At 47.7% G+C, this 13,194-nt stretch carries 10 protein-coding genes; all 10 read left to right on the forward strand.

Annotated elements, in window-relative coordinates:
- The first annotated feature begins 47 nt into the window (after positions 1–47).
- The 10 genes from D3F01_RS08165 (at position 48) to D3F01_RS08210 (ending at position 12,647) form a co-directional block, all read left to right on the forward strand.
- Positions 48–566, forward strand: a complete 519-nt coding sequence (locus D3F01_RS08165) for a hypothetical protein (RefSeq protein ID WP_242887747.1) — start codon at positions 48–50, stop codon at positions 564–566.
- A 10-nt stretch (positions 567–576) separates the two neighbouring features.
- Positions 577–801 (forward strand): hypothetical protein, encoded by a 225-nt coding sequence (locus tag D3F01_RS08170; protein WP_128118643.1) that lies wholly within the window; start codon positions 577–579, stop codon positions 799–801.
- Positions 802–1,020: 219 nt separating this feature from the next.
- Positions 1,021–2,421: a Wadjet anti-phage system protein JetA family protein gene (locus D3F01_RS08175; protein WP_242887749.1), complete on the forward strand. Its 1,401-nt coding sequence runs from the start codon at positions 1,021–1,023 to the stop codon at positions 2,419–2,421.
- A complete protein-coding gene (locus tag D3F01_RS08180; protein WP_005936600.1) occupies positions 2,418–3,065 on the forward strand; it encodes a DUF4194 domain-containing protein in 648 nt (215 codons plus the stop codon). The genes D3F01_RS08175 and D3F01_RS08180 overlap by 4 nt, the downstream gene beginning before the upstream one ends.
- The gene (locus D3F01_RS08185; protein ID WP_242887752.1) at positions 3,016–6,399 is read left to right on the forward strand and encodes an SbcC/MukB-like Walker B domain-containing protein; all 3,384 of its coding nucleotides are present in this window, start codon (positions 3,016–3,018) and stop codon (positions 6,397–6,399) included. The genes D3F01_RS08180 and D3F01_RS08185 overlap by 50 nt, the downstream gene beginning before the upstream one ends.
- On the forward strand, positions 6,359–7,597 hold the full coding sequence (locus tag D3F01_RS08190) for a Wadjet anti-phage system protein JetD domain-containing protein (protein WP_097770212.1): 1,239 nt from the start codon (positions 6,359–6,361) through the stop codon (positions 7,595–7,597). The genes D3F01_RS08185 and D3F01_RS08190 overlap by 41 nt, the downstream gene beginning before the upstream one ends.
- A 245-nt stretch (positions 7,598–7,842) precedes the next feature.
- Positions 7,843–8,280 (forward strand): DUF4869 domain-containing protein, encoded by a 438-nt coding sequence (locus D3F01_RS08195; RefSeq protein ID WP_097770211.1) that lies wholly within the window; start codon positions 7,843–7,845, stop codon positions 8,278–8,280.
- A gap of 14 nt (positions 8,281–8,294) precedes the next feature.
- A complete protein-coding gene (locus D3F01_RS08200) occupies positions 8,295–9,257 on the forward strand; it encodes a translation initiation factor 2 (RefSeq protein ID WP_097770210.1) in 963 nt (320 codons plus the stop codon).
- 1 nt (position 9,258) lies between these two features.
- Complete coding sequence (locus tag D3F01_RS08205; RefSeq protein WP_097770209.1) at positions 9,259–10,734, forward strand: potassium channel family protein; 1,476 nt, start codon at positions 9,259–9,261, stop codon at positions 10,732–10,734.
- Between the two features lie 329 nt (positions 10,735–11,063).
- On the forward strand, positions 11,064–12,647 hold the full coding sequence (locus D3F01_RS08210) for a C69 family dipeptidase (protein WP_242887755.1): 1,584 nt from the start codon (positions 11,064–11,066) through the stop codon (positions 12,645–12,647).
- The last annotated feature ends 547 nt before the right edge of the window (positions 12,648–13,194 follow it).

Genomic DNA, 13,194 nt, shown 5'->3' on the forward strand with positions numbered 1-13,194 from the left:
GAGTATAATAAAACTGTAAAATGCTTTATTCAGGAAAAGAGGTCTGTATGGCAAAGTTTGTACCATTTATTATAAAAACAGACGGCAGTCAGAATATCAGTGTGAAAATCGTGCGCATGAAAAAGTCTGATGCGGTACAGACTGAAAAAGAACCCGTCTGGCAAACAAGCTGGTTGTCAGATTATATTCAGGATGATGCCATTGAAAAGTATGCCTTAAAGACGGGTAATGGCGAATTGGTTGCGCTGGCTGCATACGAAATATTGGAAAATGACGTGATGGTTCATATTACCTACATTGAGAGCCAGCCGGAAAGCAATCCGACAATTGTCGGGCATTCTAAAAAGTATCAGGGCATTGGCCGAGTGTTGATTGCGTACGGAATCAAGCTGTCGATTGACCATGAATGCGGCGGGACGGTCACGTTTGAGGCAAAGGTTCCGGAGCTGGCAGAGCATTATGTCCGGGACTATGGAGCTTGTCCATTGCCGAGTTTTGGCGGAGCACCGCGTTATGAACTTTCTGGTGAGGCGGCAATGAACATCTTTGTAACTTACTTGAAATGAGGTGTGTTTGATGAGTGCAAAAGAATATTTCCAGCGTGATGCAGAGCGAGAGACATTTTATCGCACATTTTATCAAATTTGCAGACGCTTTAATGTCACATGGTCAACAGCAACGCCGGAAGTCCGAGCTTTTATTGAGGAAGTTACCCGTGTGACTTATGAACAGGAAAAAGCAAAGCGTAACGGAGTTTCTCTTAGTACAGTGAAGCCGTTCTTTGGAGATACAGCGTGTTAAAGAAACGGCAGAACACTGTTCCGAACGCCCTGTAATTTTAGCACCCGCTCAGGCTGCGATTAAGTCTCCCCGGAAATAAAATCTGGTAGGGCAAAGAAGATAAAAGCTCTTGGCTTCTGTAATGGAGGCCAAGAGCTTTTTGCATCTTGTTTTGTAAGCGGAAAGAGGTTACAATAATAGAAAAGAAAGCGTATATCAGTCGAATAAGGTGGTAGGCCTATGAAGTTTTTCGAAGTGGTTCCCAGTGAACTTTTCTCGCCGCTGGCTTCGCCCAACCGTATTTTATATGCGGATGCACTGGACGTACTGTACGCAGCATACCAAGAAAACCTGAAAATACGGGAAGATGTCTTGTATTCAATGCTGCGCGGCAGGCTGGAGCAGGAACTGGCGGATGCTACGTTTGAAGATGAAGACATTGACGAAGAGGAACTGAGGGATATCTCTGGCCGCGCCCGTTTTTTGATCCGCAAGCTGTGTAGTAAGGGGTGGTTTGAGAAGGAACGTGGGGATGATTTTGAAGAGTATATCACGATTCCTAATTACAGCAGCCGCTTGCTGGAATTATTCCACCAACTCCGCGATGATAGCCCGGCTCGTGGATATTCCTATGTGTTCGGAACGTTCTCTGCATTAAAGGTCGCTGACGATAGCGACAATGCTTACGAAAAAATGACGGCGCTTTACAGTGCCTACGATAACACAACGGCACTGATTAGTTTGTTGCAAATGGTCTATCATAACGTAAAGCATTACTTTCAGATGCAGATCGATATGCAGGATGTCAACCAGGTGCTGGCTGCACACTTCAATGACTTCGGACAAAAAGTTGTGGAGGCATACATCCGTCCGCTGAAAATCAAAGACTCAGTGCCGAAGTATCGTGTCCCAATTCAATCTATACTGAGACGGTGGGAAGAAGATGACGCGCTGCTGATGACGATGGCAAATGAAGCATTGCGTGATAAGCGGGGCAAGACATTGGAAGACTGCCGTGCCGATCTGCTGAGGAAAATTTTCTGGATCGAAGAACGCTATGACAATTTAGAGAAGGACTATCTTGAAGAAATTGATACGCAGGTCCGGCGCTATACCAGGGCAGCAACACAGAAAATCGAGAACCTGACGAACCGAGATCAAAGCGTGCGCGGCAATTTGAATGTTTTGCTGACGGCACTGTCCAGAAACCGCAGGGCATCTGAGCTGGTGGACCAGATACAACCGGCATTTCAATTGTATGAGCAGTCTTTTTTGTCAGAAAAAAGTCTGTGGTACCGTAAGCGTCCCGAAAAACGGACAAAAACCGCGTCGGTGCTGATACAAGATGATCAGGCACCGAATACGGAAGAACAGGTCAGAGCGGCACAGTTACTGCAATCGAAATATGGCCGGGCAGCAGTAAATGCTTACGTGCAGGGATGGCTGGGAGACGCTGACATTCGTTGCTCGGAGGAGCTCTCGCTTGAAGAGGACAAGGATTATATCATGAGTTTGCTGGCAATCCTTGGAAGCAAGGATGCATCTGCCGGTTATGTGGTCCAAGAACTCGATGGCATTTTTTGCAAAAATGGCTATTCGATCCCGCAAATGCAGATCCGGAGGAAGGAGAAGAAGCCGTGAATTTTGATTTTGTTACCAATGCAACGGCAAAAGAACTGGAACAATTCAAATCTGTCTGCAATCAGCTGCTCAGCCGCACATACATTGTGCGAACCATCTACCAGCCGGGAAAAGGCAGGGTGGATAACCCAGACTATCTTTTTCTATCACGGCACTATGAGGCTGTACAGGAGTACCTGAGCCTGCTGGACTGGGATTTGCGCAGGGATGAACTGAACGGATATTTTTATGTGTTGAACACAGACGAGGCTAATCGTTGCAACCTTAATAAAAAAGAAACGGCGATTTTGCTGGCATTACGGCTGATCTACGAAGAAAATATGGAGCGTTTGGGTTTGGAGCAGGATGCCGTGTGTACTGTGCGGGATGTGCTGGAAAAAGTGGTGACCGACTATCCTGTTTTTCCAGCTAAGCCGAATATGGAAGAGGTGAAACGCGCCTTTACGGTGCTGGAAAACCATTCCGTGATCCAAAGACTGGAAGGAAAATTCAACCAGGGCAGCTGCAGGATCGCAATACTGCCCACCATTTTATCTGCGGTCTCCAGCGAAAAGCTGAACTTGGTGGTGTCTGTTTTGAAAAAGGAGGAAACAGATGAAGAAGCTGAAGAAAATCCTGCTGATCAACTGGCTCTATTTCAGTAAGGAACTGATTGAAGTGGGCAACATCAATTTCCTGACCGGCAAGAACGGCGCCGGAAAGTCAACGGTCATCGATGCACTGCAGATCGTGCTGCTGGGCGAGACAAATTCCCGCAATTTTAATCAGGCAGCCAACGAAAAATCGCAGCGCACATTGGAAGGCTATCTGCGCGCCGACATGGATGATAACAGCCCGTATTCCCGCCGTGGTAAGGACTTTTCCACCTATATTGTCTGCGAATTTCAGGATGAGATGGAGGGTAGCAGCTTTGTGACGGGCGTTACCTTTGACTGCCGCAGCGATGGAAGTTACCGTGATACATTCTTTATTTACACGGGGACACTGCCGGAAAATTGCTTTATTGAGCAGGGCGAGGGAATGGAGATTTCTGCACTTCGCCGTTTTTTGAAGCAGAACTATGCACGGGCAGAATTTTACGATACCCAAAAAGAGTATCGCCGCAACATGCTTGCAAAGTGGAACGTCCACAACGAGCAGGTCTTACGGATGATGAAGAAGGCTGTTTCGTTCCGGCCAATTGTGGATATCCAAAAATTTATTACGGAGAACATCTGCGATATTCCGGATAAACCCAATATTGAGCTGATGCAGCAAAACATCCGGGATTATAAACGGCACGAATTGCTGGCGCAGCGTCAGCAGGAAAAGCTGGATGCGCTGCAGCAAATCAGCAGGCTGTATCAGGAGATGAACCAAGCCATAGACCGCTGCCAGATCCAGAAGTTTCTGGTACGGTGGGCCGAAAAAGAAGCTGCGCAGACAGAGATCGACCAGAGGGAATTGGAACGAACTGAATGCAAGGAGAACCTTGCAAATGTGAATGAGCAACGGGAGGAGCTTGAGCGGCAGATCGAACAGAAAGAAACGCGCCGCAGTGAGCTTGAGCTGGCCTGCAGGCAGAGCAACGTTTTCCAGGAGGAAGAGCGTCTACTCAACATGGAAAAGGCTCTGAGAGATGAGCAGAAAAAGCTGGAACAGGGTCTGCAAAATCTTGAAGTGGAGATTAAGCGGGAAGCACGGCGTTTGCAGAGATTCTGTGGGGAGATACAAGAACTGGAACCGGAAGAACTTCTCATACCGGTGCAGGAAGCGGCGAACACTGCGCAGAAAGCATATGCTGTATTTACTGGTGACGAGAAGGGATTGTTTGCCCGGCCTGTGGAGTTGTTTGAAACGGGGCAGCAGGCAGCGGCCGAATTGTCGGATGCTGTCCGCAGTGCGGCTCATAAAACAGAGGATCGTATTGCAGAGCTGAAGAAGCAAGCCGACCAGAAAAGTGCGGTGCTTGCAAATCTGCGCAGGAACATCAAAGATTATCCCCATGGGCTTCTGCTGTTCAAAGACCGGCTGGAAAAGGATCTGGCGGATAAAACGGGGCATGCGGTTCCCGTTTATATTCTGGCTGATGTGCTGGAAATGGCAGATGAGCGCTGGCGTGGAGCGGTAGAAGGCTACCTAAATAACCAGAAATATTATCTGCTGGTGGAGCCGGGACGTTATCAGGATGCACTCAACATTTACGACCGGCTGAAGCAGGAAGCAGAGTACCGTGCGTTTGGTCTGGTAGATATCGGAAAACTGCGGGAAAAAGAAACACTTCGACCGCTGCCCGGCAGTCTGGCAGAAAAGGTGGAGACAGAAAACAAGCTGGCACGCAGCTATGTGGACTATCTTCTGGGTCGGGTGATATGCTGCGACACGGCAGAACAGTTGCGCTGCTATAAGACGGCAATTACGGCAGAAGGAATGCTGTATCAGGGCTATGTGGCCCGCGCACTTCGGAAGGGCTGGATGGAAGACGCCTTCATCGGGCGGCGTGCGGTGCAGTTCCGCATCGACCATCTGGAAAAGGAACTGGCCTGTCTGCAGGAAGAGCTGCGGCATTGGCAGCCGCTCCAGAAGCAGCTGACCGGCCTGCAGGAGCCGCTTTTTACCCAAAGATTCGTCCGAATCGATGTGGCGCAAAAGCAGGAGGACTACCAGCGCGTCCAGACGATCATCAAGGAAATCGCAGAAGTCAAAAATCAGCTTTCCCAGTTGAATCTGTTCTGGTTGGATGAGCAGCGACGCATCATTGAACAGTTGAAAGAAGAGATCCTTGCATTCAATAAGGAAAAAGATGCGAAAAATGTGCAAAAAGGGAAGTTGGAAGACCGCATCCATCAGCTGGAATATGAGATCTTGCCGGAAAAATACCAACGGTATGAGGCTATCGAAGATGTTTTGAACGAGGAGTTCACGAAGGAATACCGAGAAACCATCGGCGTTCCCCGCTATCGGCAGGAGCTTGTCCGCTTGAAAAAGGCAGATGTCATCCGCAAGAACTTTGGCGACAGTTTGGCGCAGAGCACAAAGGCGATGGACGGGGCTCAGAAGAAACTGTTTGCAGCACGCAGAGAATATGCAGAACGGTTCAAACCCTGTGCATTCCAGATCGAGGTGATGGATAACACCGAATACGAGGAAGAACGGCGTACTCTGCAGGAAAGCGAGCTGCCCCGATACAAAGAAAAAATTCGGGCGGCACGGGAAAGCGCAATGGAGCAATTCCAGAACGATTTCCTTGCCAAACTGAAATCCAGCATCGACCAGGTGCAAGAACAGGTGCACAATTTGAACAAGGCCCTGCGCCAGGCACAATTTGGCACAGACAAGTACCAATTCCGTGTAGGGCCAAACCCGGATTATCTGGATTACTATAACATGATCATGGCAGATGAACTGATGGAAGGCGAATCCGGTCTATTCGCACTGCCCTTTCAGCAAAAATACGGCCCATTGATCGAAAAACTGTTCAGCCAGATCACAATGGCAGACGATACGCAGCTCAATGCCCGCAAACAGAGCGAACTGCAGGAGAATATCGTCCGCTATACAGACTTCCGGACGTATCTGAAGTTTGATTTGGAAACGATCGATCAGAACGGTTCCAAGCAGCTGCTTTCTCAAACACTGAATATGAAGTCTGGTGGTGAAACACAAACGCCATTCTATATTGCGGTGCTGGCCTCGTTTGCCCAGCTGTACCGCGTCAACGATGCTACCCGTTTTGGTAATACGGTGCGTCTGGTGGTGTTCGATGAAGCTTTCAATAAAATGGATAGTGACCGGATCACGGAGAGTGTACTCCTTCTCCGAAAGATGGGGCTGCAGGCGATCATCTGTACGCCGCCGGATAAGGTCTCGGACATTATGCCCATTGCAGACCGTACATTATTAGTGGACAAATCCGGATACCGGATGCACATCATTCCATTTGGAAAGGAGATGCAGAATGAAGGAAGCACAGGTGATCCTGAATCGTCTGCTGGATAAGTTTGAAAACAGTAAGCATCTTTCTGAACCCAACACATCCAGACGTCGGGTAATGCTGCGCATTGATAAAAGGGAGTTGCCGGAGTATCAATACGAAGATGCGGTGGTTCGGGATGCTTACAATATTGCAGCGCGGGAGCTGGAGCAGCAGGCTTTGGTGCGTCTGGAATGGGCGAGAAAGCAGAGCGTTCTCTCCTGCATTGTGCTGGATCTGGAACGGGTCGCACAGTGCTATGAATGCGCCGACAGAGTGCATCCGCGAAAAAAGGCAGAAGAGGTTGCAAACATCATCATGCAGAAGCTGGCAGACAATCCCGTTCCATGGATCGCGGCATGGAGGAATGCTGTATGTGCTCAGGTGCGGAACAGCATGAAAGTGCCAACGTATTGCAGGGAAAACGACGGTCTGCTGCAGGAGCTTTTGCTCACGTTTCAACGGTATGCGGAGCTGTCCGGCAGTGTGACGATGCGTGCATTCAGCAGCCAGTGTTTTCACGATACCAAGTATTTTGAGCGAAATGTACGGGAGCTGTTTCTTACCATTGCACGAAAGTACAATACCCAACTGGCGGCGGCCTGTACAGAAGCGGAACTTGGTGAGCGGGATCAGCTTGCATTTCTGGGAATCTATGCCCGCCCGGAGCTTTACGAACTCTCGGGCGATTGCGCAATCTGCTTGAAGAAGGGAGAACTACAGCTCAGCGCAGCAGAACCTTATGGATTGGCTTTGCCCAGTACACTTGTGTCAGAGATTGTGGACATTGAACTGAAAAACATCTGCTGCATTACCTTTATCGAAAATAAAACGAACTATGATGAATATTTGCTGGCGGAAAAACAGCCGGAAGAACTTGTTGTTTATCACGGCGGCTTTCTGAGCCCGCGGAAGAAAAAACTTTTTGAAAAACTGGCTGCTGCGGCAGGGGAAACCATGCAAATTCGATTCTGGGCAGATATTGATCTGGGCGGTTTTTGCATGTTTGAAAACCTGCAAACGGTGTTCCCACAGCTTGAACCCATGCGTATGGAAGGGCGCTTTGTGGAACAGTACCACAAAAATGGCCTGAAGCGGCCGGAGCAGTATCTGAAGAAGCTGAAGGAAGAGCGGAATGCGGGAAGACATACGCTGTTTGTTGATGCAATTGATAAGATTTTGCAATATGGGGTCACAATCGAACAAGAAACATTTCTGGAGTAGAATTCATGCGAAGATAAAAACGCTTGTTGACCTATAGAAACGTACTATTATTCTTTTCAACGCCCTGCAATTTTGGAACCCGCCCAGGCTGCAATTAAGTCTCCCCGGAAATAAAATCTGGTAGGACAAAGAAGATAAAAGCTCTTGGCTTCTGTAATGGAGGCCAAGAGCTTTTTGCATCTTGTTTTGTAAGCTGAAAGAGGGTACAATGATAGCAGAAGTATGCACATCAATGAGGTGATACTATGCTGAATGTCTTTTACGGTGATATGAAGGAAGCGGTGTACAATACGGCTTCTTATTTCAAATACGACTACGAGGAAAGCTGGATCATCGACCCGATGGTCAAGGAAATGATTCAGGATGTAGATAGCTCCACTGTGATTGACAGTGGTATCATCGACAGCCCGGTCTTAGGCAAAATTCCACCGACTGCTTTGTCTGGTGGTGTAAAGACACTGATTTTGGTAAAGTTTGAGCCAGAGAAAGTGTTCAATGCATCGACTTGTGGTGACAACTGTGCAAAGTGGCTGCTCAAAATTGCAGAGCAGGAGGATCGCACGGTGAATTTGCGTCACCTGATGGATTTTGGCAAAAAACCATTTACAGTAAAAGTGCTGAATACAAATCAAATCGTTCACAGTATGGAAGAGCTGATTTTGGCCGCAGGTGAGTTTGTGTAAAGGGGCTGACAGAAATGAAAGGCATTCATAAAGTGGTCGTTGGCACAAAGTACTTGAAATATGAATTTGAACTGCGCCGCAACTTAACCATCATTCGCGGGGATAGCGCAACGGGTAAAACGACTCTCGTAGATATGATCCGTACCCATATGAACGATGGAGAGAGTGGACCGGTTACTCTAAATTGTGATAAAAGTTGCTACGTGGTAGAAGGAAATCTTTGGAAGGGACAACTTGACAATATTCAGGACAGCATTGTTTTTATCGACGAAGGAAACGAGTTTGTCAGGATCAAAGATTTTGCGCGTGCGATTCAGCAGACGGACAACTATTACGTCATCGTGACCAGAGAGGGTTTGTCTGCCTTGCCATACAGTGTGGAAGAAGTGTATGGTATCCGAACCTCTGGTAAGTATGGCTCACTGAAACAGAGCTATCATTCGTTCTATCGAATTTACCCGGATAGTACGACTGAGAATATTAAGCCGGAGAAGATCTTGACTGAGGACAGCAATTCGGGTTATCAGTTTTTTGACGCGGTCTGTGCAGAGCATCAAATGCAGTGTGATACTGCAAACGGAAAGTCCAATGTGTTTTCCTATTTGAAGGCTCATAGGGATGAAAAAATTATGGTGATCGCAGACGGTGCAGCATTTGGCCCTGAAATGGACAGGGTATTGCAGCTGGTACATACAAGAGAAAATCTAGTGCTATATTTGCCGGAATCCTTTGAATGGCTGATACTTTCTTCTGGAATCCTGAAAGATACGGAGGTTGCACAGATATTGCAGACACCGTCTGACTACATCGATGGCAAAGACTATTTCAGCTGGGAACGTTACTTTACTGCACTTCTGACAGAGAAAACGGCTGGAACTTATCTGAATTATACTAAGAAAACGCTAAACAAGGCCTATTTGAGTGATAGCACGAAGAATGCGATTCTGGGTCAGATGATGAAAGGGAAACAGGAGTAAATTGGAAGATGCACATGAAAAAGGTGCGAGGCAAAATATGAAACTTATAACGAAAGAAGTTTCAAATCCTGAGAAAAAATTCTGGATTTGGGATGAAAAAATCACAAATAAACAAGATGGGCGAATTTACCCTCATAATACAACGAACGTAGGATCTGGGAAAAGTGTTGCGGTATACCAACTAAGCGAGAGTGGCAAGGAAGAACAGATTGCACAACTAGAAATTCCAGATTATAAAAAATTGGAGGAGTATTATTGGCAAGAAAAAGAGATATGTTTGGATTATACGTATATAGATGAATTTGAGTGGCTTGGAGATAAAGTACCTTATGAAGTAGAAGGAAATCCTTATAGAGAATATGAAAAAATAACAGCTAGGGCAGCGATTTTTTATTCTGAAGAGCCAAAACTGATTCATCTTATGCAGTTGAAGATTCAAAGTGAAGATTTGGATTTTTCATATGCAGGATTTTATAATCTAAATCTTGATATATGCGATATTACCCTTGTAAATGGAAATGTTGAATTTAGCGATGCTCATATTATAGAAACGGAGATTTCATTAGGAGGAATTGAGTGTGGCGGAAGTAGATATTTTACACCAGAAGTATCATTTCGTTACATAAAAGCCCGCAAATCGAAAATTTTAACGATGCTAATGACGCAATCTTTAAGTTTGGATTTTTTATGTGCCAAAACAGAAGAAACAGAGGTTTGCTTGGATCCGCTGCCGAAGACTTTTGAAAATTTGTGTTTTGTGAAATCAAATATTTCTCAAGTAAAGTTGTCTAATGCGTCAATAAGAGAATTAGACATTAGAGAAGCAAGATTTGATTGCTTGGAATTGCTGTGTTGTGAAATTTTGGGTAAAAGTAATCTTAGTGGAAGCATAAAAAGATTTCTATTTAATGATTGCATAAATACAAATATTTTAAGGATTGCATTAGAAGATACAGAAGAAGTATCATTTGAGGATGCAATCAATAGTGGGAGAATTTATTTTAAAGACTTTCCTAAACTAGTTGAAAAGATTACCGAAAAAAAGAATGAACAACTCTTGATGCTAAAGGAAAATTTTAGACAGCTCGGGGAATATGATAATGAAGATATTTGTCATCTTCATTATCAAAAAGCGAAAACGAAAGAAGAAAAAAGATATTATATAAGAGGATTACGCAGGCTGCTGGATTGGATTAGCGGATATGGAACCAAACCGTGCCGAACATTTTTAACTATAATTCTTCTGATTTTAATATTCGGAACGGCATATTATGTAATGCCATGTTTACAATATCAAGGAGTAAGTGGATGGCTAGAGTGCATTTATGCGAGTGCCATTACTTTTTTTGCAGTAGGCTATGGCGATCTTTTTCCTGCTACACTTGCAACGAAGATGGTTTCATTGGTAGAGGCGTTCTCTGGAGTGACAATGACAAGCTATTTTTTGGTGCTTCTTTCGAGAAAGGTCATTCGATAATGATTAATGTCATGGTGGAGTAAAACGAACGCTCTGTAATTTTGGCACCCGCTCAGGCTGCGATCAAGAACCCCCGCAAGTAATCGCGTGAGGGCTTGAGAAAGCACGAATAAAGCATAATGAACCGCCCCGGTTTCTGTAACAGGAAGCCGGGGCGGTTTTTTGCGCTCACGGAGGGGCAGATGAAAAACGCAGTATGAATATATACCATATAAAAATGAATATATGCTAAAATTTCGGGAAAATACTTGCATTTTCATTAAAATGGGTGTATTATAACACCCGCCGACGAAATGCCGACAATCAACAAGAGAGGGATCGATACTATTATGTCTTTGAAGAAGAAAATTGCTGCGGCTTTCATCGCCTGTGCGATGACGCTTGCCGTGGTTCCTTCCGCCTTCGCCTGCACGGCACTCTATGTCGGCAGCGACCTCACCGAGGACGGCACCACCATGTTTGGCCGGATCGAGGATCTGGGCACCAACGATTACAACAAGCTGTTCAACGTCAGCCCTGCCGGGAAGCACACTGCGGGCGAGGTGTACGAGGGCTGCTACGGCTTTACCTACACCTTCACCCACGACAGCTACCGCTACACCGCCCGCCGGGACGACAACGGTCTGGGTGTCTGCCCGGACTGCGACAGCACCCACGAGCACACCCCCTATGAGGAGGCTGGCACCAACGAGAAGGGCGTCATGGTCTCTGCCACCGAGTCTCTCTACGGCACCGATGCCGTGCTGAGCGTAGACCCCTATGTGGACAACGGCATTGAGGAAGCCGAGATCACCACGGTGCTGCTGAGCGAAGCTTCCACGGCCCGCGAGGGTGTTGCCCTGCTGACCTCCATCTACGACAACGCCGGTGCAGCCGGCGGCTCCGGCGTGTTCATTGCCGACCAGAACGAGACCTGGTTCGTGGAGAACCTGACGGGCCACACCTACCTTGCCCTGAAGCTCTCCTCCAGCGTGGTCTTCATGCAGCCCAACGTCGCCGCTATGGGCAAGATCGATCTGGATGACACCGACCATGTGGTGGCCTCTGCCAACCTGATCTCCGTGGCCCAGAAGGCCGGTACCTTTGTGGGCGATGCCGCTGCCAACATCATCGACCTGGATGCCTCCTACAACGGCGACATCGCATCGGACCGCATGGCAGCTGGCCTGAACTACCTGTACGGCACCGACACCTTTACAAAGGACAACTACAGTGAGACCGACTTTGCCATCAGCAACGTCGGCGAGAACGGTGCCATCGTCCCGGTCTACTCCAATATCCAGCTGACCAAGAAGTTCTCGGTGGAGGATTCCATCCACTTCTTTCAGACCGAGCCCATCGGCAAGACGGGCAATGTGGAGACTCATCTGTTCCAGGTGAGCGCCACCGGCGATCTGAACACCGCCATTACCGAGTGGACCGCTTTTGACGACGACGTGTACAACGCCTTCGTCCCTTACTATCCGATGCTGACCACCGACACCGCAGATGTCTACAAGGTCTCGGTCCATAAGGTCACCCGCTCCGACGAGCAGCCCACCGAGGGTGTCTGGTATCAGGATGCCAAGGGCCGCTACTATACCTACCCGGACGACTGGACCGACTCCTTCTACGGCGTGCGTGACGCCCTCTCCAACCTGCTGACCTACGGCAGCAATGGCAATCAGGTCACCGCAAAGGATCAGACTGCAGCCAAGGCCAGCTACGCCGCGCTCCAGCAGGAGATCATGGCCGACTACGCCGATATGAAGGCCGCCGTTGCCGCTGCCGACACGCTGGAGGCCAAGCAGGCTGCCGCCACCAACGCCAGCAATGCCATGAGCCAGAAGGTGTACAACACCACCCTGAAGATGTATAACAAGCTCCAGGCCAAGACGGCCGCCCGGGCATGGGTCAGCTCCCTGCTGCACTGAGGCTTTGCAGCGCCTGAGGCGTTTCCCGTAAAACTGCAGCGCCCCCGGTTTCCATGACAGGAAGCCGGGGGCGCTTTGTGCGTGACTGCTCCTTGCAAACGCCGCCCATTCGTTCTATATGACAAGGCAAAGCTGCCGGAATTCTATTTGCAGGAAGAAAATTTGGAGAAGATCATTGCGGAGATGGAGTAAGGCAAACTGAAAAATTATAAATAACGTATCATCGTTACTCTGAACGCCCTGTAATTTTGGCACCCGCCCAGGCTGCGATCAAGAACCCCCGCAAGTAATTGCGTGAGCGCTTGAAAAAGCACAAATAATGCAAGTGAACCGCCCCGGTTTCCGTAACAGGAGATCGGGGCGGTTCACTTGCATTATTTGCTGAATCTGAAGGATCCGCTTGTAAAGTTGGGAAAAAAGGTGTAATATTGGTGTACAGAGATTTAGAACAATGCGTGATATGTAATACCTCTGTGATCTGCATCAGCGGATGTGCTCCGAATGCTTGATAGGGAGCAACACTTTCCCCGCCTTGCGGGGGTAACAG

The organism is Faecalibacterium sp. BCRC 81149 (assembly GCF_022750605.1).
Lineage (GTDB): Bacteria > Bacillota > Clostridia > Oscillospirales > Ruminococcaceae > Faecalibacterium > Faecalibacterium duncaniae.

Bases quoted from the DNA above. Each gene is read 5' to 3' on its own strand.
- D3F01_RS08165 (WP_242887747.1), top strand. From the start codon at position 48: ATGGCAAAGTTTGTACCATTTATTATAAAAACAGACGGCAGTCAGAAT.
- D3F01_RS08170 (WP_128118643.1), top strand. From the start codon at position 577: ATGAGTGCAAAAGAATATTTCCAGCGTGATGCAGAGCGAGAGACATTT.
- D3F01_RS08175 (WP_242887749.1), top strand. From the start codon at position 1,021: ATGAAGTTTTTCGAAGTGGTTCCCAGTGAACTTTTCTCGCCGCTGGCT.
- D3F01_RS08185 (WP_242887752.1), top strand. From the start codon at position 3,016: ATGAAGAAGCTGAAGAAAATCCTGCTGATCAACTGGCTCTATTTCAGT.
- D3F01_RS08190 (WP_097770212.1), top strand. From the start codon at position 6,359: ATGAAGGAAGCACAGGTGATCCTGAATCGTCTGCTGGATAAGTTTGAA.
- D3F01_RS08195 (WP_097770211.1), top strand. From the start codon at position 7,843: ATGCTGAATGTCTTTTACGGTGATATGAAGGAAGCGGTGTACAATACG.
- D3F01_RS08200 (WP_097770210.1), top strand. From the start codon at position 8,295: ATGAAAGGCATTCATAAAGTGGTCGTTGGCACAAAGTACTTGAAATAT.
- D3F01_RS08210 (WP_242887755.1), top strand. From the start codon at position 11,064: ATGTCTTTGAAGAAGAAAATTGCTGCGGCTTTCATCGCCTGTGCGATG.